The 23,335-nt window shown below is 48.1% G+C and carries 22 protein-coding genes; 14 read left to right on the top strand and 8 right to left on the bottom strand.

The genetic code is table 11. The annotated features are described in order from the left end of the window. The first annotated feature begins 21 nt into the window (after window positions 1-21). Complete coding sequence (locus AC0IM9_RS16350; RefSeq protein WP_482804697.1) at window positions 22-1,272, top strand: HlyC/CorC family transporter; 1,251 nt, start codon at window positions 22-24, stop codon at window positions 1,270-1,272. A 200-nt stretch (window positions 1,273-1,472) separates the two neighbouring features. On the opposite strand, the gene corA is transcribed toward AC0IM9_RS16350, so the two are convergent. The 3 genes from corA to xrtA all read right to left on the bottom strand — a co-directional run bounded on the left by corA (window position 1,473) and on the right by xrtA (window position 5,891). Beyond that, complete coding sequence (corA, locus tag AC0IM9_RS16345) at window positions 1,473-2,750, bottom strand: magnesium/cobalt transporter CorA (RefSeq protein WP_445370621.1); 1,278 nt, start codon at window positions 2,748-2,750, stop codon at window positions 1,473-1,475. A gap of 110 nt (window positions 2,751-2,860) precedes the next feature. Continuing rightward, on the bottom strand, window positions 2,861-4,261 hold the full coding sequence (locus tag AC0IM9_RS16340; RefSeq protein WP_482804696.1) for a mannose-1-phosphate guanylyltransferase/mannose-6-phosphate isomerase: 1,401 nt from the start codon (window positions 4,259-4,261) through the stop codon (window positions 2,861-2,863). 115 nt (window positions 4,262-4,376) lie between these two features. After that, window positions 4,377-5,891 (bottom strand): exosortase A, encoded by a 1,515-nt coding sequence (xrtA, locus tag AC0IM9_RS16335; RefSeq protein WP_482804695.1) that lies wholly within the window; start codon window positions 5,889-5,891, stop codon window positions 4,377-4,379. 220 nt (window positions 5,892-6,111) lie between these two features. Here xrtA and AC0IM9_RS16330 point away from each other — a divergent pair, with 220 nt between their 5' ends. From AC0IM9_RS16330 to AC0IM9_RS16270, 13 genes are all read left to right on the top strand, one after another. Next, complete coding sequence (locus tag AC0IM9_RS16330) at window positions 6,112-7,353, top strand: hypothetical protein (RefSeq protein ID WP_482804694.1); 1,242 nt, start codon at window positions 6,112-6,114, stop codon at window positions 7,351-7,353. 18 nt (window positions 7,354-7,371) lie between these two features. Further along, entirely contained in the window at window positions 7,372-8,319 is a 948-nt protein-coding gene (locus AC0IM9_RS16325; RefSeq protein ID WP_482804693.1) for a glycosyltransferase family 2 protein, read from the top strand. A 48-nt stretch (window positions 8,320-8,367) separates the two neighbouring features. Then, window positions 8,368-9,597, top strand: a complete 1,230-nt coding sequence (locus AC0IM9_RS16320; protein WP_482804692.1) for a glycosyltransferase family 4 protein — start codon at window positions 8,368-8,370, stop codon at window positions 9,595-9,597. A gap of 31 nt (window positions 9,598-9,628) precedes the next feature. Continuing rightward, complete coding sequence (locus AC0IM9_RS16315) at window positions 9,629-10,240, top strand: tetratricopeptide repeat protein (protein WP_140911223.1); 612 nt, start codon at window positions 9,629-9,631, stop codon at window positions 10,238-10,240. 27 nt (window positions 10,241-10,267) lie between these two features. Then, on the top strand, window positions 10,268-11,086 hold the full coding sequence (locus tag AC0IM9_RS16310) for an ABC transporter permease (protein WP_140911222.1): 819 nt from the start codon (window positions 10,268-10,270) through the stop codon (window positions 11,084-11,086). Window positions 11,087-11,130: 44 nt separating this feature from the next. Then, on the top strand, window positions 11,131-12,372 hold the full coding sequence (locus AC0IM9_RS16305) for an ABC transporter ATP-binding protein (RefSeq protein WP_445370627.1): 1,242 nt from the start codon (window positions 11,131-11,133) through the stop codon (window positions 12,370-12,372). A 5-nt stretch (window positions 12,373-12,377) separates the two neighbouring features. Beyond that, window positions 12,378-13,040 carry a class I SAM-dependent methyltransferase gene (locus AC0IM9_RS16300; RefSeq protein WP_445370628.1) on the top strand — a complete coding sequence of 221 codons (663 nt, stop codon included), beginning with the start codon at window positions 12,378-12,380 and terminating at the stop codon, window positions 13,038-13,040. Window positions 13,041-13,047: 7 nt separating this feature from the next. Then, on the top strand, window positions 13,048-13,923 hold the full coding sequence (locus tag AC0IM9_RS16295) for a glycosyltransferase family 2 protein (RefSeq protein ID WP_445370629.1): 876 nt from the start codon (window positions 13,048-13,050) through the stop codon (window positions 13,921-13,923). Between the two features lie 57 nt (window positions 13,924-13,980). After that, window positions 13,981-15,189: a glycosyltransferase family 4 protein gene (locus AC0IM9_RS16290; protein WP_140911218.1), complete on the top strand. Its 1,209-nt coding sequence runs from the start codon at window positions 13,981-13,983 to the stop codon at window positions 15,187-15,189. A 5-nt stretch (window positions 15,190-15,194) separates the two neighbouring features. Next, on the top strand, window positions 15,195-16,532 hold the full coding sequence (locus tag AC0IM9_RS16285; protein WP_482804691.1) for a glycosyltransferase family 4 protein: 1,338 nt from the start codon (window positions 15,195-15,197) through the stop codon (window positions 16,530-16,532). A 144-nt stretch (window positions 16,533-16,676) separates the two neighbouring features. Then, entirely contained in the window at window positions 16,677-17,648 is a 972-nt protein-coding gene (locus AC0IM9_RS16280) for a glycosyltransferase (RefSeq protein ID WP_482804690.1), read from the top strand. A 6-nt stretch (window positions 17,649-17,654) separates the two neighbouring features. Further along, entirely contained in the window at window positions 17,655-18,743 is a 1,089-nt protein-coding gene (locus AC0IM9_RS16275; protein ID WP_278211861.1) for a glycosyltransferase WbsX family protein, read from the top strand. Window positions 18,744-18,773: 30 nt separating this feature from the next. After that, window positions 18,774-19,742 (top strand): glycosyltransferase family 2 protein, encoded by a 969-nt coding sequence (locus tag AC0IM9_RS16270; RefSeq protein ID WP_482804689.1) that lies wholly within the window; start codon window positions 18,774-18,776, stop codon window positions 19,740-19,742. A 232-nt stretch (window positions 19,743-19,974) separates the two neighbouring features. On the opposite strand, the gene AC0IM9_RS16265 is transcribed toward AC0IM9_RS16270, so the two are convergent. The 5 genes from AC0IM9_RS16265 to ribH all read right to left on the bottom strand — a co-directional run bounded on the left by AC0IM9_RS16265 (window position 19,975) and on the right by ribH (window position 23,334). Continuing rightward, window positions 19,975-20,790, bottom strand: a complete 816-nt coding sequence (locus AC0IM9_RS16265) for a GlcG/HbpS family heme-binding protein (protein ID WP_278211859.1) — start codon at window positions 20,788-20,790, stop codon at window positions 19,975-19,977. Between the two features lie 193 nt (window positions 20,791-20,983). Further along, window positions 20,984-21,481, bottom strand: a complete 498-nt coding sequence (locus AC0IM9_RS16260; protein ID WP_482804688.1) for a phosphatidylglycerophosphatase A family protein — start codon at window positions 21,479-21,481, stop codon at window positions 20,984-20,986. Continuing rightward, window positions 21,465-22,400 carry a thiamine-phosphate kinase gene (thiL, locus tag AC0IM9_RS16255; RefSeq protein WP_482804687.1) on the bottom strand — a complete coding sequence of 312 codons (936 nt, stop codon included), beginning with the start codon at window positions 22,398-22,400 and terminating at the stop codon, window positions 21,465-21,467. The genes AC0IM9_RS16260 and thiL overlap by 17 nt, the downstream gene beginning before the upstream one ends. Continuing rightward, entirely contained in the window at window positions 22,400-22,846 is a 447-nt protein-coding gene (gene nusB / locus AC0IM9_RS16250; RefSeq protein ID WP_140911212.1) for a transcription antitermination factor NusB, read from the bottom strand. The genes thiL and nusB overlap by 1 nt, the downstream gene beginning before the upstream one ends. Then, window positions 22,846-23,334: a 6,7-dimethyl-8-ribityllumazine synthase gene (gene ribH, locus AC0IM9_RS16245; RefSeq protein WP_482804686.1), complete on the bottom strand. Its 489-nt coding sequence runs from the start codon at window positions 23,332-23,334 to the stop codon at window positions 22,846-22,848. Before ribH ends, nusB begins: the two co-directional genes overlap by 1 nt. Window position 23,335 lies beyond the last annotated feature (1 nt).

The raw sequence follows: 23,335 nt of genomic DNA, 5'->3' as shown, positions 1-23,335 counted from the left end.
ATAACCCAGAGTACGTTTGTTTTGAACGAAATTTCCCTAAGTATACTATTCGGTATACTGGCGGTATTATTGTTGATATCCGCATTTTTCTCGGGCTCTGAAACAGCGTTGATGACGCTTAACCGCTATCGGTTGCAGCACCTCGTCAAAAAAAAACATAAAAGCGCCGTTAAAACCCATCGCCTGCTAAAACGGCCGGAACGAGTGCTGGGCCTGATTTTAATTGGTAACAATTTCGTCAATATTCTGGCCGCTGCGCTGACGACGGTGATTGCAATCCGGATCGGCGGTAATCAGGCCATTCCTGCCGCGATGGGACTATTGACCTTCGCCATTTTAGTATTCTCCGAGGTTACCCCAAAAACTCTGGGCACACTAAAGCCGGAATTGCTGGCATTCGTTTCGGCTTGGATTTATCCCCCGTTATTGAAATTGTTTTATCCGGTGGTATGGACCATCAATTTGATATCGAGCGGCCTGTTACGCATTTTCGGGATCAAACGTAAAAAATTGGGCGAAGTTGCCGAGCCTTTGAATAAGGACGAGTTGAAAAGCCTAGTGTCTCAAGCCAACCACCAACTGCCGGCCCGCTACCGCAATATGCTGATGAGTATTCTGGATCTGGAATCCGCCAGCGTGACCGATATCATGACCCACCGTAATGAGATCGTCGGCATCGATTTGGAAGAATCGATCGAAGATATCATTCGCCAGCTCCAAGCCAGTCCACATACCCGTCTGCCGGTTTACAAAAAGAATATCGACCGGGTGATCGGATTTTTGCATATTCGCACCGCCCTATCCCGCATTAGCCACGCCGATTTAGACAAGCAAAGCATTGTCAACAGCTTGGCCAAGCCGTTTTTCATTCCGGCCAGCACGTCGATTCATAAGCAAATGCAGATTTTCAAGGCGGAAAAATTGCGGATCGGCTTGGTAGTCGACGAATATGGGGACGTATTGGGACTGGTTACGCTCGACGATCTGTTGCAGGAGATCGTCGGCGAGTTGGCGATAGAAGAACCGGATATTAAAGCGCAAAAAGACGGTAGTTACTTGGTCGATGCCGGTGTTACCATCCGTGAGCTAAACCGCGTCACTCAATGGGATTTGCCGACCGAAGGTCCAAAAACCCTCAACGGCTTAATTATCGAATATATGGAAACCATCCCCGAGCCCGGCACCAGCATTAAGCTCCACGGCCACGTCATTGAGATCGTCAAGCGCGACGATAATGCAATCAAGTCGGTAAAATTCAAACCGGTCAGTTAATTTCTTCGGGCAAAAAAAAGGCGATTACCAGTGGATAATCGCCTCAGAGCAATAGGAAGAAATATAACGCAACTTTTAGCTGTCAAACCAAACCGAAAAAGTTAGGTTAATAATAGTTGGCGAATTGTCGATTTTAAATGTGACATATTGTCGCAGTTTGTGGTTTTGAGCCAACAAACTGTGACGCACTCCGTGATTTTTTATCTAAGCCAGCCTTTGCGTTTGAAATATACGTAAGGCAATAGCACAGAAACAGTCATCAACCCCAACGCAAACGGGTAACCCAACATCCATTTCAATTCGGGCATATACTCGAAATTCATACCGTAAATGCTGGCGATCAAGGTAGGCGGCAACATTGCCACCGAAGCGACCGAAAAGATTTTAATAACCTTGTTTTGGTTGATATTAATAAAACCGACGGTTGCGTCCATCAAGAAATTGATTTTGTCGAACAAAAATGCCGTATGGCTATTCAAGGACTCGATATCGCGCAAGATTTGCTGTGCATCTTCCAACTGGGTCGGATTCAACAATTTACGCCGGATCAAAAACGACACGGCGCGTTGGGTATCCAGCATATTGCGGCGGATACGGCCATTCAAATCCTCTTCTTCGGCAATATCGGTCAATATCTCAGCAGCTTCTTCGTCGCTGATATCCTGGCTTAGTACTTTTTTACTGACGCTCTCCAGTTGCTCGTAAATATTTTCCAGCGCGTCGGCCGAATATTCAGCCTCGGCACCGTATAAATCTAGCAGCATATCCTTGGAATCCGAGACAAAGCCTGGCTGTGTTCTCGCCCTTAAGCGCTGGAGCCGAAATACCGGCAACTCCTCGTTGCGTACCGAGAACAGCATGTCGCCCGACAAAACGAAGGCTACCGGCACGCTGCGCGACTTGCCCTCCCGGTCCAACAAAAAATCCGAATGGATATGGATTTCATGCTGGTCTTCGACATAGAACCGGGCGCTGGCCTCAAGATCGGTCAAATCCAACGGATCGGGCAATTCCAAGCCGAAATGCTGGCCGATCAGTTGGCGCTGGGCCTTGGTCGGCGCCAATAAGTCGATCCAGATCGGTTTGATTTCGTACAAATCGTGGCGACAGGTGATCGCCACTTTGGATAACCGGCCCTCGACCAGTTCGAATGCGCTCATTTGGCCGACACCGCAATGCGGCTCTCGGTCGCCGACCAATTGTTCGCGTAAGGTATCGGAAAGCTCCCACAACACGTCATCCTGCCGGTTCTCCTCCACCTGCTCCCAGACCAGGCGGGCATCCTCCAACTCCAAGGCGTGCAAGATCTGGCCGATTTCGATTGCCGTGAGCCGCGCCAACAGGCTGCGCAATTCGACCATGTGCTGCTTTTGCACCAGCGCAGTAATCAACTTGCGCCGCGGCATCGGCTGGTTGTGCAACATGCCCTCGACGAGCTTGTGTTTTTTCAAAAGGTCGTTGACCGTTTGCAGAGACAAGGGCAACTCCGGGAAAACGATTACCGAACGTTATCGGATGTTAGGCAGGTCACCGCGCCAAGCCGGCGCGGCGTTGATCGGAAGTTTAGCGTGACTATTACCGAATGGCGCTAGATTCGTCCGTACTGGTCTTCGTAGCGCACAATATCGTCTTCGCCCAGATAGCTGCCGGATTGGACTTCGACCATTTCCAGCGGAATCACGCCCGGATTCTCCAAACTGTGAATCACGCCGAGCGGGATGTAAATCGATTCGTTTTCCGACACCAGAACTTTTTCGCCATTTTTCTCGACCCAGGCGGTCCCTTTCACCACCACCCAATGCTCGGCGCGATGGTGATGTTTCTGCACCGACAATTTTGCACCGGGCTTGACCACGATGCGTTTGGTTTGGTGCCGGTCGCCGCTGTCGACCAGGTCGTAGTGACCCCAAGGCCGATAAACCTTGCGGTGCACGTTGGCTTCACTGCGTTTGGCTTTTTTCAGTTGGTCGACGACATCCTTGACGTCTTGAACCCGGTCTTTGGCGGCAATCATCACTGCGTCGTCGGTTTCGACCACGATCAGATTATCGACGCCGATCACTGCCACCAATTTGTTGCCGGAATGGATGTAGGAATTACGGGTATCGACAGTCAAGACGTCGCCTTTGATGGCATTGCCGGTTTCGTCCTTGGCGGTGACATCCCATAGTGCCGACCAGGAACCGACGTCGTTCCAGCCCGCGTCCAACGGAATCACCGCGGCTTTGTCGGTTTTTTCCATCACCGCATAGTCGATCGAATCGGAAGGACATGTCGCAAATATTTCCTTATCCAACCGCACAAAGTCCAGGTCAGGTTTGGCCGCTTTCAATGCTTCCCGGCACACTGCCAACATTTGCGGATTGAATTTTTCCAGTTCGCGCAAGAAACAACCGGCTTTGAACGCGAACATGCCGCTGTTCCAAAAATACTCGCCGCATTCCAGATAGCGTTGCGCGGTCTGCAAATCCGGCTTCTCGACAAAGGCATCGACTTTATAGGCCTCGCCGTAACGCACCTCACCGCGCTTGATATAACCGTAACCGGTCTCGGGTTCGCTGGCGACAATACCGAAGGTGACCAACAAGTCCTGCTTCGCCAGTTGTTCGGCCTGCACCACCGCACGATGGAAAGACTGCCGATCGGCCACGACGTGATCCGCCGGCAAGATCAGCAAGATGTCGTCCTCGGAACCGGCACTCAACGCCGCCATGGCTACCGCCGGCGCGGTATTCTTGCCTACCGGCTCCAATATAATCGCCGCCGGCTTGATACCGATCTCCCGCATTTGCTCTGCCATCATGAAGCGGTGATCTTCGTTACACACCGCGATCGGCGGCTGCAAACCGGCCAACCCGTCGAGCCTGAGCATGGTTTCCTGGATCATGGTTGCACCGGAAACCAAAGGCAAAAATTGTTTGGGATATTGGCCGCGCGACAATGGCCAAAGCCGGGTTCCAGAACCGCCTGACAAAATTACCGGTATCATAAGTTTTCCTTCACAAAGTTTTAAATAAGGGTGTTGCTAGTCTAACATCCGCGCGGCCTGCAGCGTCAAGCGGACTAGTGACGCGGGTCGACTGTGTCGATCCCGTTCGCCCTAATCAACTGCAGCACGCCACGGCTATTTGTTTTAACTTATCCCGCGCCGTATCCAATTCTTGATTAGCTAGTTCTGTGTAAACCACAACCTGCAATTCCGGCGCCGAATCGCCGGTTAAGCGCTTGAGCAGTTGCCACCACTTTGCCAAATAGGCATTGTCGGTATTTTTATCGCCGATTCGATACCAGCGCCATACCAATAATTCTCGCTGGCTACTGTTCAAGACCGCTTCCTCGACAACGATTGAGTAGCCGGAGCCCCAATCGACCGGATAGTCATTGTCGCGCAGCATCCGCCAAATCTTATGTTTTTGCGGGACCAAATAGTTCTGCGAGTTTACCAATTCGCCGCCTTGGCTTTCGTCGCCGAAGTTGGCGAAATAGAGGCCGACGACGGCTTGCTCGTCTTTTAAAAATGTTCTGGATTCGGCGACCACACCTTTGAAGTTCGGCTCCCAACCCCAATCCGGCGGATCAGCCGGTAGCCAAGTATCGAGCGCGGGATGACTGAACCTCTCCGGCACTACTACATTGCTATTTTGCAAGCCGGACAGACCATGAGAAATCGGCGGCCAAATTGTCAGACACACCAAGATTGCCGCGAAACCGAACCACTGATAACGGGGCTCTGAAGCAACTTCGGCATCGAACGGCCCTTCTTCTTTCTCGCTTATTTCGGAGCTGTTTGGGGCGTCGTGCCAAAACGAACCGATGTAAAACAGCGCGAACATGACGATTCCGAAAAATACCCAGCCATAAACTATGTGATCCACGCCGGTCGCGAGTTTCATGCTGCTTAAATGGCCGATCATGACGATCATATAAGCGCGGAATCCGTTTGCGATGATAGGTGCCAGAAAAGAAACCGCGATAAACACTGCGCGTTTTTTATAACTGTTGTAATTCAGATAGGCGTAAACGGTTCCCAGAGTAAAAGACGATATCAGATAGCGTAAACCGCTACAGCCCTCAACCACAGACCAATTCCCGGAGGTTAGCGTAAAGAACAAGCCTTCCCGGTAAACGCTAATCCCGGTCAAACGCAGTAACGTGACGACAAAGGTCGCGGTGTAGTCCATCAGCGGCGGAATAAAGGCTTCGCCGAAAGGTACCATCAGAAACAAGAACAGAATGGGAAAAAGCATACTCGATATCACGCCGATTCCCAACACCGCCCACAGACTGCTGATCAGGATTCCAACCACCGCCCATTGCTGTACTACCAAGACGTGGACCAAGTCTGCCACCAACCACATAAAGCCACCCGCGATGGACAAAATCAGGCCAAACCAACTGAATTCCGCCCGCAAATCGCGGTATTGCCGCCGCCGCAGCCAGATCAGCCATAAACTCGTCGGCGCTACTAAATAGCCATGGGTAAAGGTCTCTGAACGCGACCAAATTGCAACGATAGATGCCCATGTATCCGCGAACACTCCCAGCGTAACCAGCGTAACCACCAGCACTCCTGCCAACGGTCTACGCCAATGTTGCGGTAAACCTGACTTATCGGTCATAAAAAATTCTCCGCTTTTACCCGATCTAAACCACTGTTTTTGCGCATCATCACCCCGTACTGAACAAATAGACGATTCATAACACTAAAATTGGCCGCACAATGCATCCGGAATCCTTCCCGAGGCTATCACGGTTCCGCGAGACCATGAATCTCTGCTAGGATGAAAGTGTAGCCCGTTATAGCTTGCTACCGCGGCACTTTAATTATCGATTGAAAATATGGCAATTCTGTTTATTTTAGGTTTCTGGTCGGTCTGCATCGCCTGCTTATGGGTTTGGAAAAAGGATCTGTTTGTTGCAACCTGGAACGAAGCCTATTTCGCCGACACGCCGGTATTGATTGAGAGCGACGATTGGGGGCCAGGCGGCGAGTTTCATGCCGACCGGCTCAACCAATTGCTAAATATGCTGGATCAGCATAAAGACGCGGTAGGACGCAATCCTGTCCTGACTGCCGACATGGTGTTGGCGGTTCCCGACATAGAAAAAATAGCCGTTGACGGTGAATATCACCGAAAAATGCTGGATGCCGATTTTCCGGCAATCTACCAAGCACTGAAAGATGGCATCGCCCGGGATCTATTGACTCCGCAATTACACGGTCTGGAACACCTGAACGGAGCCGGTTTTGCCAGATTATGCCAGCAAAACGACCCGCGCTTAACCGCGGCCAAATCCACCTCCGACTGGTGGGACTGGGAATCACTGGATTCGCCGCTACAAGGCCATTACGTGGACGGCAGCGCATTACCGACGTCATCCGTCGACTCGGCCGAGGCGCAAAACATCATAGAACTTGCCACCGCCAGCTTCCAGCGTATGTTCGGTGCACCCAGCGTGACTACGGTCGCGCCCTGCTATCTATGGAACGACCTTATCGAACAACAGTGGCGCGATCGCAATATCATTGCAATTCAAACCGCAGGCTACCGTTGCACCGGCCGCGACCAATCCGGCCGATATCGACAGGATCCGCCGATTATCCGGGTCGGGAACAAAACCCGTTTCGGCCAATTTTATCTGGTCCGCAACGTCATGTACGAACCCGTTGACGGTAAAAACACCGTTGCGAGCGCTGTGGCTGAGGCTGAAATTGCTTATCGGCAAGCAGCGCCGATCAGTATCTCGACTCATCGTTACAACTTCACTCGTTCCGAAACAGAATGCAACGTTGCGATTGCCGGGCTGGATCAGTTGATGTCGGCTATTGCCGGGATGTTTCCGCGAGTCCGCTTTCTGTCCTCGGCCGAACTCGGGGAATCGCTACTAGATCCTTCGCCTGAAATTACCAACCGTTTTAACGGCAAGCGGTGGCCTGGCCTGAAGATGGCGAGCAGTCACCGAAAATTGGGCGCATTCTTATATCGTCTATACTATCGTCATCGAAAATTGGCCTTGATCGGATACGTCACAGGACTAAGCCTTCCTGCTTGGGTAATCTGTAAAACTGGACTCAAATAAGGGTAACGAAGAAAACTAATGAAAATCAGCGCAGTCATCCCGGCATACAACAGCGCCAAGTTCATCAGTGCCGCCGTCGCCAGTATTCAGGCCCAGACCGAGCCCGTAGCGGAAATCGTTATTATCGACGACGGTTCGACCGACGAAACTGAAGCAATCGTGAGAGCGTTGCCCGGAAACATTATCTACTACAAACAAAAAAACCAGGGTCCATCCGCCGCCAGGAACAAAGGCATTGAACTGGCAAGTGGAGACTGGATCGCATTTTTGGACGCCGACGATCAATGGGTCCCCAACAAAATTGCGCTGCAAAAACAGATTCTGATCGCACATCCAGAATTGAAACTAGTAGCCGGCGATATGGCTGAGATCGATATAGACGACAACATGACGGTCAAATCGGTACTAGCCAAGCACCAACTGTTTGATTATTTTCATCACTTGGCGGGTTGCCCAATACCAAACGCATTGGCCAAACTTGTCGAAAAAAATTTCATTCCGACAGGTACCGTCCTGATTGACCGTGAAACTATCATCTCATCCGGGCGATTCAATCAAGAAATTCGTTTTGGCGAAGACTTGGAGATGTGGGCAAAAGTTGCTGCCGTTCATGCTATCAGCTGTGTGCCCGAGGTACTGATGCTACGCCGCCAACACGGCAACAATGCTACCCAAGCAAACCGGCCTATGCTGGCAGACCTAATCAAAGTCATGAACTCGATCCGCGAATTTGCTGGGCCGCAATTAAGCGCTCAGGGAATAGACGCTAATTTGATGGTAGCTAACGCGTACTGGTCGCTAGGGTATTGGTCTTTTATCAACTTGGAACACGACCAAGCCCGAGTGAATTTTTTAAAAAGTATGAAACAAAAATTCACCCTCCGCTCTCTGAAGTATTTAACGTTAAGTAACCTACCCAAAGACTTGATAATAAAATTACGTAGTTTAAAACAAGTATTAAATTAACCCCTAAATTACATTTTAATTATAACAGCCATAGGACATTCCGGTTAAATGAACGGTGCAGTCAAACCGAAACGCATATTATTCGTTGAAAATGGCATTGGCTATGGTGGTGCCGTAATTTGTCTTCGCCATTTAGTGAGATGTCTTGATCGTAGCCAATTCTATCCGATCGTTGTTACTGGACGCGCAACTGCTCAATACCAAGAAATAGCAAGCGAGGCTGTTTGGAAACATATAAAAGACCGCCATTTCGACATTAGCGCATGGCGTGCTTTAGTAAAACGCAAACCAGTGTTTGCAAGCAACCGATATTTAAGATTTATCGCCACGCAAATCATCGCTCGCGCTGATGATTTGCTCAATTTTATGCCGTTCTTTTTGCAACTTATCTGGATTGCCTGGAAATTTGAAGCAGACCTGATTCACGCCAACAATGACCCAGTTTGCAACCGCGCCGCTTTGCTGGCCGCTAAAATTTTGCATAAACCGTGTGTTTGCCATGTGCGCGAAAACCCTAGTTATTCCAAATTGGCGGGCTACCTTTACAAAATTCCGGACCACTTTGTATCTGTTTCTAATTGGGTCGCTGACAGAATGACTTCTGAACTAATGGTTGCCCGGGAAAAAATAACCGTAGTTTATGATGGGATAGAACTACAAAAACTCGATTTAAAGGCTGACGGCAACACATTCCGTAAAAAATTTGATATAGACACCAATGATTTTGTAGTCGGACTGGTAGGATTACTGATTCCCTGGAAAGGCCAGGAATTATTTTTGGATGCCGCCAAAGAGCTATCTGATAAAATTCCAAATTTAAAAATGGTAATTATTGGCGGCACGCCGGAAGAATGCTCTAAATATGAAGAAATGTTGAAAAATAGAGTCAATAACGAAAACTTAAAAAATTTTGTTATTTTCACCGGCCATATCGGGCAGATGGAAAGCGTATACAACGGTTTAAATGTGGTCGTGTCGGCATCGACAGCGCCTGAACCGTTAGGCACAGTAGTTATCGAGTCCATGGCAATGGGCAGACCTTTAATCGGCCCGAACCACGGTGGCGGCGCGGAAATGCTGGACAACGGAGAAACGGGGTTGTTATTTAGCGCCGGTGACTCCGAAAGCTTTCGTAATGCCGTACTTGAACTTTACCAAAAACCTGACTTAGCCGAACGGCTTGGGGAAAACGCGCAAGAAAAGGCCTTTAAATTATTCTCTATAAAAACTCATACAACAAGTATAGAGTCAATTTACTTTAAATTACTAAAACAGTAGTTATTTTTACAACTTATAAAGCTTATACATAATGAGAATTATAAAGTTTGCCAAAAAATCATTAAAAACATTTATGCTGTGTATCGGACTTTTACCGATCATTGCTAAAGCAGAATTTCCTCAAACAGATCTAGACTATATGGGGCTGCCTATTTTCTGCAAAGAAATGCATCAGGAAGGTGCCCAAGGCACGCCAAGAGCCTTGATGTGGGAAAAAAGGCTGGCAGGCAACGGCGGTATTCACCATTATTGTGCAGGATTATTTACCTATAACCTGGCCTGGAAAACCAACAACCGTGCGGAAAGAGTCAGTTATCTGAAACAGGCCATCAACGAAATGGTTTTTCCGTTTAAGCACGGTATGGTGTCGGATTTTGTATTGATCCCTAAAATGTACTACGACATCGGCAAAGCATACGAAGGATTGGAGGACTACAAAGCGGCTATCGACAACTATCACAAAAGTATCGAGCGTAGCCCGAAAACCTGGATGCCTTATGCAGCGCTAGGCGATATATATATCAAATTGAACAGACCTAACGAGGCGATCAATATACTGGAACAAGGCTTAGAAAAGAAACCGGATTCTAAGCCTCTATTGAAACGTCTTTCTAAACTGAAAAAAACCCAAAAAGCTGATTAATATACCTTATAGCGCATACCATTCGAGATGTTCAGAATAATCAAAAACCTTTATAACTATAGAGAGCTAATAGCCGCTCTAACTTACAAAAATATAGTTATTCGCTACAAACAGGCTTACCTTGGCATTTTATGGGCGGTACTAAAACCAGTTATGCTGATGTTGGTATTCACGCTAGTCAAGGGTTTCGTAGGTATTGAGACAGGTGGATTACCTTACCCTTTAATTACCTTTGCGGCATTAATACCTTGGGTCTTTTTTCAGGAATCCGTTTCCGAAGGTGTAAACAGCGTCACCTCGAACGCAGCCTTAATTAAAAAAATATATTTCCCAAGGGAAATTTTTCCGTTGACAGCAATGGTGACCAAACTAGTAGAACTAGTTGTTAGTTTTGTAATACTGGCCGGAATGATGATCTATTACAAAATTTTGCCTACTATATATGCTTTCTGGCTGCCGGTTTTTGTGCTGTATACCATGGTAGTGGCTTTGACGATCAGTTTTTTCGGCGCAGCGATGAATGTCTACTACCGCGATATCGCGCAAGCCATACCAATCGGCCTATCGTTATTGATGTACGGCTCACCGGTGATTTATCCCTTAAGCCTGGTTAAAAAGAAACTACTTATAGAGCAGGCAGCCGGAGAGTGGTCGGAGAAGTTGTATACCCTTTACACTATAAATCCATTAGTTGGAATAATCGATAGTTTTCAGCGCACACTAATTGGAGCATCTGACCCGGATTTTCAAGCACTTTACCCAGGTTTGATATTAACTTTGTCTGTGCTTCCTTTTAGCTATTGGTTTTTTAAGCGGGCTGAAAATTGGTTTGCAGACGTTATCTAATAGGTCGATAACTTACTAGAATCGAAATACTCAAATTCCACTATATGGCCATTATAGAAGTCAATCATCTGACCAAAGAATATCAACTCGGACACCTTACCAGTTTGAAAGAAACTGCCGTCAACGCAATACGACGCCTAAGTTTTCAGCCTACAATTAGTCGCGAGCGGTTTAAAGCCCTCGACAATGTGAACTTTGCTATTGATGAAGGTGAAGTCGTTGGCATTATCGGACACAACGGCGCCGGAAAAAGCACTCTACTCAAACACCTCGCCAATATTAGCAAGCCTACAAAGGGCAATGTTGTGGTAAGAGGTAGTATCGCCCCGCTTATCGAAGTGGGCGCAGGCGTAAATCCAGAATTAACCGGCAGGGAAAATATTTTCCTGAATGGTTCTATTTTGGGTATTCCGAAAAAAGTCATTCAACAAAAATTGGACGAAATCATTAATTTTTCCGAATTGGAAAAATTTATTGACACCCCTGTAAAACGATACAGCTCCGGCATGACCGTAAAGCTGGGATTTTCCATCGCCACCAGTCTGGATGCGGATATTCTAATTATCGATGAAGTTTTAGCAGTCGGCGACTTAGCGTTTCAACGGAAATGCTTCAATAAGATGGAAGACATGATAATTCATCAAGGAAAAACAGTTTTACTTGTCAGCCACAACATTCGACAAATCGAACGCATATGCAAGCGAGTGCTCCTCATGGATCACGGTAAAATTGTCGCGGATGGAAACCCGGCGGAAATATGTGGCCTTTTTTATGCGCAAAACGACGAGAAAATAAAAGAGCAAAGCCACCATTCATCAAGCAGAGCTCGAAAAGAGCTTTCTGGGGATATCGAACTAAATGCCGTTGAAATAATTAACGATCGCGGTGAAAAAATTGAAAGCATCAATACCAATGAAAATATAACATTTCGTTTGAATTTTAAAGTCAACAAAACACTTGAAAACCCAAACTTCGGGTTTGGAATTCATACCACAGACTTTCTTTATCTTGCCACAGAAATCACCGAGTCTCAGTTTAAAAACAAAATACTGTATCCAGGTCAATATATATTGGCCATTGAAATACCATCCTTTCCTCTATTACCCGGTGTTTTTTCAATTCGTATCGGCATTGAGGCCGGAAAAATAGCGCGTAATATCTTCTATGAAGAAGGCGTAATTAACTTCCAAGTTAAAACTTCAAATATCGAAAGAACTCAAAGCATGACGGAAGGATTTATTAATTTAAACGGAAAATGGAAATTTCTTGACAACAATGGACAATAAATAAAATGCATTGGCGAATCGAAAGACTTAAAAATATAATTGGATCAAAATTTTACAATATTGCCAACTTCGCTCGACAATCACTCTGGCTTGCAAGAGAAAAGAAATACCCGAGAACGCAAGACGGAGAATTACTTTTACACATTGGCTGCGGCGACATAAACGCCCCAGACTTTATCAATATTGATGCTAGAAAATATCGTCATGTCCATATAGTGACTCGCAATATTTTCCGCCTATGGATGATTCCGGATAATACTGTCGATCTCATCTACATGTGTCACGTATTGGAGCACGTCCCTAGGAAAAATATATCATTAGTCCTCAAAGAAATGCATCGCATATTAAAACCCAAAGGAAAATTAAGAATATCCGTACCGGATTTCGATCACATCATTGCCATTTATAACGATACAAATCACCAAATAGAATACATATCGCCCTCCCTTATGGGCGGACAAGATTACCCAGAAAATTTTCACCATGAAGTCTATAACAAAAAATATTTAAGTAACCTATTATTTTCACATAATTTTGGAGACATAACGGAATGGAATCCGCATGAAAGTCAATTTCATAATTTTGAAGACTGGGCATCAAAGAAGCTATCGTTTAATAACAAAGAATACCTAATTAGCCTTAACTTAGAGGCTTCAAAGGTTCAATAGTAAAAAAATGAATAAATTACCAAGAATAACGATAGTAACTCCCACCTTTAACCAAGGTAAATTTATTGAGAAAACTATACAATCTGTAATATCACAAGATTATCATAATCTGGAGTTTATAATAATTGATGGTGGAAGTACCGATAACACAATTGAGGTCATAAAAAAATACGAGCACTATTTAGCTTATTGGGTTAGCGAGCCTGATAGAGGTCAAAGCCATGCTATAAACAAAGGCATGGCAAAAGCCACCGGCGACATACTTACTTGGCTAAATTCGGATGATTGGTACCTGCCTGGCACTCTTGAATATTTCTCTAAGACATTCCAGAACAATCCGGAAATTGGTATGGTCGTTGGCTCAGGAAGAATTGTTGATTTGTCTGGCAACGAAATTTATTACATTGAACCTAATCCAACAATCGATCTGAATAGCCTATATAGCTGGATGAATGGCGGCAATTTTTTGCAACCGTCTAGCGCATTTTCTCGCGCGGCTTGGGAGCAGGTTGGTCCGATTGATGAATCTATCCACATCGCGATGGATCTGGATTTATGGCTGCGAATGGCGGAAAATGGAATTAAATTTATCAGCACTGACAGCCTTCTTTCTGAAGCTTTAAGTCATCCTAATGCCAAAACAACAGCTTTTGAGAAACTTATGCTTCTAGATTGTGCGATGGTTATCATTCAACATGGTGGTAAAAAGCAAGTCGAAAAACAACTAACAGATATAATCAATAAATACTGCTGGTACGAGAAAAATTACCAAGCAATTATCCAGAATCCTGTTATTAGATTTCTCAGACCGATTATCAAGCGATTGGCAAAAAATGAAGATCAATACTGGAGCGAATTCATACCGCCATGGGTAAAACATTAACTTTAGTTGCCGGATCGATATCTCAACAAATATATTCTTTACCGAGTCATTTAGCGCATGAAAATACTGATCGTCTCTGACTCCTACCCAGCATTCGACCGTTCCTCATACGAACTCAGGTTTTCTCGCTTGATTCAAATACTGACGGAGTCTCACCAAGTATCGCTTTGCCCGTTGGATGTCCCCTACATGGTCAACGAATTAGGAGAGTCCGCGGTGTCGCTTTATCGACAAACTTTGGTGTCTCAAGGCGTCGGTATTTGCGATAACGGATTGGTGCCGGCCTTACAGGCTGAAAATTACGATTCGGTGGTATTCGTTCTCTATGTACTGGCGACCCCGAAAAATATTCAAGCAGTAAGAGATTGGGCGCCGACAGCGAAATTGATTATAGACTCTGTAGACGTTCAGTTCGGCCGATATATGTCACGTGCCCGATTGACTAAACAACAGAGCGATATAGATTTCGCCAATAAAGTTAAGCGGGAAGAAATTGCCACCTATAGGAAAGCTGATTTCATTATTGTCGTTTCTGAACAGGAGCGTCAGTTATTAGCACCAGAACTCCCCGCCAATAAACTCGCTATCATTCCAAATATTCATCCTATGGGTGAATATATTCCTACTGCGGCGCGAGATAAAAACGTATTGATGTTTGTAGGCTGGGGCCAGTATGAGCCTAATAGTGACGCAGTGTTATATTTTGCCAACGAGGTCTTGCCGCTAATATTAGAACAAGCCCCTCAGGTTCGTTTTAAAGTAATCGGCGAAGGCTACCCGGAGACGGTGAAAAATCTTCACGGCGGGCCCATCGAGATTTTGGGCCACGTGCCATCCATGCACCCTTATTTGACAGAGTCCTATATCTCGGTAGCACCTTTGCGTTACGGGAGCGGTGTAAAGGGCAAAATTGGCGAAGCGCTGTCCTTCGGCCTCCCAGTCGTCACGACCTCGATTGGGCTAGAAGGCTTCGGGCTTACTCCAGGCAAGGAAATATTGATTGGCGATACACCCAGAGAATTTGCCGATCACGTATTAAGTTTACTCAACGATCCGGGGCGGCATAGCGAAATCGGCTTATCCGGCAGAAATTTTCTGGAAAATAATTTTTCAGAAGCGGTGGTGAAAGTCAAAATTAATCAGGTATTCAGCCAGATCGATCAAACCCAGGTACCATGGTTAAAACTCAAAAGCCGCATTCTTCGTAGCTGGTTTTATCACACTCTCAATCGTTATGTGCTATGGCGATTCAATAAAACAAATTAACTCAGATGAACGGTAATTTTGGCATCAACGTTATCGGCTACGTCAGCAGTAACGTAAGCTTGGGAATAACTGCCAGGCATTTTGTAAAACTATTTTTAAATCGGCAAATTCCAGTATCGATTTTTGATATAGATTACAAGCGCGCTCCCAATGCCCGGGTGCATGAGTACCAGGATCTTACAGTTGACGACCCGATACAACTGCCCTACTCGATCAATTTGTTCTTTCTATCGATGGGACAATTGCCAAACCTGTTTCTGCATCCCCCGAAGGGCTTGTTTGCCGCCAATCGTCTCAATGTAGGATTGATCTGGTGCGAAGAAACAGTGCTACCGAAACGCTTCCGGGAAGCGCTACGTTTATTTGATGTGGTACTGGCCGGATCGCACTTTGTTAAACATGTATTTGATACTAATTTATCGGATGTATTGACGCTCGACTGCATACACCCGCTTTTCCTGCCTGACGGAATTTACGCAGACCGCGCTAAATTTGAACTGCCTCACGATAAGCTTCTGTTTGTATCCAGTTTCGATCCGCATCATGACCCGGCCCGCAAGAACCCATTTGGTGCTGTCGATGCTTTCCTGCAGGCGTTTCCCGGCAACTCCGAAGCTTCGGACGCGCCGCATTTAGTCGTGAAATTAAATAACGCGGAAGTCACTACGCCGGGTTGCAACCCCATGCGATTGGTAGAGGAACTAAAATCACGATGTGCTGGTAATCCCCGTGTTCATTTTATCCCCAAGTCGCTGAGCTACCCGGATGTGTTAAGCCTGTATGCCAGCTGTGACGTATTTGTCTCTATGCACCGTGCGGAAGGACTGGGACTCGGACCATTAGAATGTATGACGTTAGGCAAGCCTGTGATAGCAACCGCCTGGTCGGGTAACATGTCGTTCATGCGGCACACGAATTCGTGTCTGGTAGGATTTGATTTGGTGCCTTATACCGGCATGGCCGCCAATGGCCCTGACCGACTCGGCAAACGCGCAGTATGGGCAGAACCCCATATCGATGAGGCCGCCGACTGGATGAAAAAATTAGCCGCCGATCCGGGACTTCGCGAAAAAATCGGCCGCCAAGCGACTGCTGATGCTCGGGCCTATCACGCCGCGTCGGAGCAAATCGAATTTATGAACGATTTGGCGTTAATTCTGGAAGAAAAATCGTTTTTATCACGGCGGCAACACAGCAAGCTTAGCGATACCAAGGCATTAAAAAACGCCGAAATGCAATTTAACTATTTCGGACTCCCTGGTTTTAAAAGACGATGCATCGACATGTTGGACAAACATGTAATGTGGCGTTTCAAGCAAACCGACTCAAATGGATCGGCATAACCATCTTAACAGCCAGAGCGAGCCGCTGGCTTTGCTCACGCTAACACTCGAAATTGAGCTAACCTCGTGACTATCTATTATCTTTGTCCGGAACATAACACTCCCGTAGGGGGGGTAAGAGTCATATATCAGCATGTCGACGTATTGAACCGTAACGGCATCCCGGCCTACGTCGTGCACAACAATCCCGGATTTCGAGTATCGTGGTTCGAAAATAAAACGCCAATTGTGTATTGGCGGGGCTCGATCATCGATCGTCTTCACGGCAAGGTAAAACGCCGTTTCCAGCCGGATCAGGTCGTTGAGTTGCACATCAAAGGCGGCAAAAGTCGCACGATCGGCTCAGACGACATTATTGCTATACCGGAATTGTACGGACCGGATTTGGCGTGGGCTTACGGCAAAGGCATAAAAAAAGTCGTATTAAACCAAAATTGCTATCTGACCTTTAACGGTTACTCGTTGAACAAAGATCGTCTGATAAGCCCGTATCACGACCCCGATACGCTTGCCACGCTGGTGAATTCGAAGGACGGTGAAGATTATTTACGCCATGCTTTTCCGGAACTATCGCTCTACCGGTTTAGACTCTCTATCGATCCTAATACCTTTTATTATCAAGAGAAAAAGAAAAAACAATTGTGTTTTTCCCGCATCAAAAATCAGCAAGACGCGATGCAAGTGATTAACATTCTGAAGTTTCGCGGTGCGCTTGAAGACTTCGAGATCGTCCCTTTCATTAACTTGCCTCAAGCAGAAGTTGCAAGAATTTACCGCGACTCGACCGTCTTTTTGAGTTTCGGTTATCCCGAAGGCTTCGGCTTACCTGCAGCAGAGGCTATGGCATCGGGTTGTGTCGTGATCGGCTTCCACGGCGGAGGGGGCCGGGAGTTTTTCAAACCTGAATTCTCTTATCCTATCGAGCAAGGCGATATAGTAGGCTTTGCGAAAACTGTCGAACACGTCATACAAACCTACCGGCAGGCCCCCGAAACCATGGCGCAGAAAGGTCGGCTGGCGGCTGATTTTATTCGCGAGACTTATTCATTGGCGCTTGAAGAACAAGAAATCGTGTCAGCCTGGCGAGCCATACTTGCAAAATTCAACTCTGTTTAACATTTTATGAAGACCAGTCCACGCCTTATCGCTTTTCATTTACCTCAATTTCATCCTACCCCGGAAAACGACGAGTGGTGGGGCAAAGGGTTCACAGAATGGACCAACGTCGCTAAAGCCAAGCCGCTATACCCCGGCCATTACCAACCCCATGTGCCGGCCGACCTCGGATTCTACGACCTACGGTTACCCGAAGCGCGCCACGCTCAAGCCGAACTTGCCAAAGAATACGGAATTGAGGGGTTTTGCTACTACCACTACTGGTTCGGCGACGGCCGACGCATCCTTGAGCGGCCGGTCAACGAGATCCTCGCCAGCGGCGAACCCGATTTCCCATTTTGCTTGTGTTGGGCAAATCATAGTTGGAACAACATCTGGCAAGGCACCGCTGATCGAACTTTAATCGAGCAGACCTACCCAGGCATGGAAGACCATAAGCAGCACTTTGAATGGCTGCTTAATGCCTTCAAAGACCCACGTTACATCACGGTCGAAGGCAAACCTCTGTTTTTGATTTTTAGTCCAATGGACGTGCCCGATCTGCAAAACGTAATTGCATACTGGCGAGAATTAGCCGCCGCCGCCGGATTGGCTGGTCTGTATCTGGTTGGAGTGAATTATCGAATGCGCCAGGACTGGGACCCGACCAGCGTCGGGCTCGATGCTTCGACGTGGCAGCCTTTGCCGCCAAAAGATGGTCACTTACCCACCCGATATATCATGCGTAAAATCTTGCGGTTTATTGCGGGAAAAAAATCCTCGCTGACCGTATACGACTATGCTGAGGTGATGGATAACCTGATTCGCAAATCGGCACCAAGCTTTCCGGACTATCCGACCGTATTACCAAACTGGGATAACACTCCGCGATCCAACGAAAACGGCTTAGTACTGCATGGATCAACGCCCGAGCTATTCAGGAAGCTATTACGCCAAGCGTTTGGATTAATTGCCAAAAATCCCCCCGAAAAACGCATTGTTTTTGTCAAAGCCTGGAATGAATGGGCTGAAGGCAATTATCTGGAACCAGATCAACTACACGGCCTGAGTTATCTGAATATTGTCAAAGAAGAACTCACCCATTACGAAAACTAGTCAAGTTATAGAGTTGCCGAGTTAAACGCCGTGGCAGTAAATAACAACTCAAAAACAGGGGATACTTTTGTCTCCATAGTAATGCCATGTTTCAACTCGGCTCTCACGATCAAAAACTCCGTTGCTTCCGTTTACAACCAAACTTTTAAGAATTTCGAGTTAATTATCGTTGACGACGGCTCAACAGATAACTCCAGACAAGTCATCAACGAATTGGAAGCTACTTATCCCAATATTAAGTCGATATTCAAACCCAACTCCGGCCCGGCGCAAAGCCGTAACGTCGGAATTCAAGCAGCCTCTGGCCAATTTATTGCTTTTCTAGACTCAGATGACACTTGGCACCCGGAATTTTTAGAAAAACTCCTCGGCTGCCTAGAACAAAATCCGGATTGCAAACTTGCCTATTGCGGCTGGCAGAATATCGGCTTAGCAGCCGACCGCTGCAAGCCATATATTCCGCCGGACTACGAAACGTCCGATAAGGCGAGTATTCTGTTAAAAAGCTGCCCTTGGCCGATCCACGCCGTCATTACCCGCAAACAAGAGATAGACCGCGTCAAAGGTTTTAACGATGCCTGGTTTACCGCAGAGGATTTTGACATGTGGTTGAGAATCGCGTTATTCGGCAAAATAGTCCGGGTTCCGGAAGTTCTTTCTTACTATCACCATAAACAAGGCGAACAGATTACCCGTAATCGCTTGCGCGCAATATTGAATCATCTTGGCGTACAAAAAGCCTTTTTAAAAGACTTTCCAGGCATCGAAGAATCCATTGGCAAGCAGAACTGCAATAAATTGATTTATGAGCAGATTTTATATCAAGCGTATGAATTATACTGGGCCGGCGAATTGGGCGGCGCCCAAATATTATTTAGAAAAGCTTTTATATCCGGCCAGTTTAAACCTACTGATCTGAGATATATTATTCCCGCTTGGTTACCGTCCGGTATTTATTTAAATTTTATTGGCGCGTTTAGAAAACAGGCCAATCAATAAAACATTTATACCCTGGATTTTGGTCGCCCAGCTTTCGCGACCACAATCAGCTGGTTTTTACTTCAATAGCAAAATGCCCCGGATTGCCGGAATGTGCATTAAGCAAAAAACCAGACCAAACCAATACCGAAACCATTTCCGGGATGTAAGAAAGGTGCCGCTTTCCACGGCACCTTCACGGCCCATGCGATTGACCGCTATAGGCCCGTAACCATTTCTGGCTGGGATCCCCCTATGGAATGACTGCCGGCAATTCCGAAGGGTTAGAGACGTTTATACAAGTCGGATGACCAAAGCCACCGGCGCTCTTACCGTCGGCCCCGATGTCGTAAACGATATTATCCGGGCGCTGCCCATCGCCGCTGACGCCGTTTACGCCCTGAAGGTGATCCAAACCTAAATTATTTCTGACTCGCCAAGCGATATTGTGGTCGGCACACGATGTGTCGCCGCTCAAACCGATACCGCCAATCAAGGCTTGTCCTGTCGCATATAAACCAAGACCGCCGCCAAACACATTGACACCGCCGATTTTTTTGCCGACCATCGGGTCGACCGGCGTGCCGTAAAGGCCTGAGTTACCGCCATAAGCCACTTCCGCATTCACCGGATTACTTTCCTGTAGTCCAAACAGACTACCACCAGGCTGCACCGCAGAGTATAAATTTGCGGTCGACAACGCCAGCCCCAACTGTCTGCCCGAGCCGGCCGAAGCCGAGGTAGAATCCAGGCTCAAGGAATTGGCGGTATTGGCTTTTTGGGCCGAAATCACCCGACTGGCAGGCCATTGCGCGGCTCGGTTGCCACCGGAATAAGCCACGGCACAAACTACACCGTCTCGGTTGACGATAGTGGCCCACATATGCAGATTCAAACCGCTGCTTTCGGTGCTGACGGCCTGATTCAAGGCAGCTTTTAACGCAGCGTGGCTGGGCAAGCCTTTACAAGCTGCGCCAATACCTTTGCCGCCAAAATCCCAATCTGCGAATGCGTTACCCGTATTCAACAGGGCGGCGACAGTCGCCGCAAGTACTAACTTCGAATTCATAATTTCCCCTCGTTATTTTTGTTGTTGACCATGCGTTCGATAGCTCGCTCGCACAGCCGATGGAAGCCGCGGCTCGCTCTTATGACTGGCCGCGTTTTTGGATTCTAGATTGGCAAGGGCTAAGGGTCAACCGTCCGCAGGGAGGGTAGTTAGCGCGTGCGGCTATTGCAGCGGGCGGCAACCAGAAAACGCACTAAAACCAGTAATGTAAAATCAGACAGGCAATCGCGCCGGCGGCGATATCGTCAAGCATTATGCCGAGACCGCCGTCGACGTTTCGATCTAACCATTTGATCGGCCAAGGCTTCAGGATATCCAACAGCCTGAACAGGACGAATCCGACCAACAAACTCTGCCAGGATAAAGCAACGCCGAGCATGGTCACCAAGAAACCGGCGATTTCGTCCCAGACGATGCCGCCGAAATCGTGTACCTGCAGTTTGTCCGCGGCGCGGCGGCAAATCGCCACTCCAGCGACGATTGCTACCAGCGTCGCCAAGCTATAAACGACGCTGCCGGTTTGGACCAATAACAGATACAGCGGAATCGCGGCGGCAGTACCGAACGTGCCCGGCATGAAACGGAATAGACCGGCACCGAAACCGAATGCGAGAAACAATTCAGGATCTTGCAGAATTTGCCGGGTGCTGAGTTGGCTATTGCCGTAATGATCCCTAAACAAAATGTTCATAACCCCTGGCTGGAATGTTTTCGATACGCCCTGCCCGGCGAATGCGTAATCCGGACTCGACTTCAACGACGCCGACACAACTACAGCCGACCGGCACCTTTGCCGCCAATGGCGCCGGCACCGTGAAGCAAAGTTCATAGTCGTCACCAGCGCTCAACGGCAACGTCCAGTCCGAACTGGTTGCGATATACTCGCCCACCGCAGTCGACAACGGCAGTTTGTCCCAATCGAGCACCGCACCGACGCCGCTTTGCTGCAGAATATGGCCCAGGTCGGCAGCCAAGCCGTCGGAAATATCGATGCAGGCGCTGGCGACGCCGCGCAACGCCAGACCGGTCTCGATTCGCGGTAGCGGCCGGTCGAACCTTTGCAAAGGTTGTTCGTTATCGAAGACCGGCAAACCTTGTTTGATCTTGAGTCCCAAGCCGGCATCGCCGATGGGGCCGCTGACGAAAATCAAGTCGCCGGGCCTGGCGCCGGAACGCAACAAGGCCTGGCCGCGCGGCACTGCACCCATGGCCTGTACCGTCAAGCTCAGCGGTCCGGAGGTGGTGTCGCCACCGACCAGATCCACTCGATATTGCCGAGCCAGCGCCAGAAAACCATCCGCAAAAGCTTGCAACCAGGATTCGTCGACTTGCGGCAAGGTCAACGCCAGCGTCACCGCGAACGGCTCCGCGCCCATCGCCGCCAAATCGCTGAGGTTTACCGCCAAGACTTTGTGCCCCAAGGCATTTGGATCGACATCGGCAAAAAAATGCACGTTTTCGACCATGGTGTCGGCGGTCACGGCGATCTGGTAGGTTTCCGGCAGATTCAGCAAGGCGCAATCGTCGCCAATGCCGAGATGATTGAACGGATGTTGCAGCGCCGATCCGGCAAAGAAGCGCCGGATCAGGTCGAATTCGCCCAGCGCCATCAGTCGCCGGTTTTGTGGCGTTGTTTGGCGGCGATTTCCATTGCGCGCTGCTTCTGCGCCACTTTATCGAGAATACCGTTGACGTATTTGTGGCTGCCGTCGGCGCCGAAATCCTTGGCCAGATTGACGCCCTCGTTGATGATGACCTTGTACGGGGTTTCCAGACGGTTGATCAATTCATAGGCACCGATGCGCAGAATCGCCCGCTCCACCGGATCGATTTTCTCCACCGGCCGGTCGACGAATTCGGCCAACGCGGCGTCGATCACGTCCAGTTGTTTCGGCACGCCGTGGAACAGTTCGCTGAAATAAGTTTTCTGGGCGCCTTTCAAATGTTCTTCTTCCAGAAAATAAGTCTCGATCCGGGTCAGACTGTCGCCCGACATCTGCCATTGGTACAAGGCCTGCACCGCACATTTTCTGGCGTTGGTTTTTGCCTGGCTCATTAATTGCCCTGGTTGGCGTTCAGGGCCTTGAACAGGCTGACCATTTCGATTGCGGACAGAGCGGCCTCGGCGCCTTTGTTGCCGGCCTTGGTGCCGGCACGTTCGATCGCCTGCTCGATGCTATCGACCGTCAACACACCGAATGCAACCGGAATATCGTGTTGCAATGAGACTTGAGCAATGCCTTTGACGCATTCGCCGGCCACGTATTCGAAGTGCGGCGTGCCGCCGCGAATCACAGCGCCCAAGGCGATGATCGCATCGTACTTTTTACTGGCGGCGATGCGTTGCACCACCATCGGCAATTCGAAGGCGCCCGGCGCCTTGACCAGCGTAATATCGTTGCGGTCGGCACCGTGGCGGACCAATGCATCGATCGCGCCGCCTTCCAATTGTTCGACGATAAAGCTGTTGAAGCGCGAAGAGACGAGACAAAACTTGCCGCCTTGCGCGGAAAAATTGCCTTCTACGGTAGTGACTGTTGCCATG

It is taken from the genome of Methylomonas sp. Uni0011 (assembly GCF_056850255.1).
The sequence above is the reverse complement of the archived record's forward strand: the minus strand, read 5'-3'. Positions and strand labels throughout refer to the sequence as shown.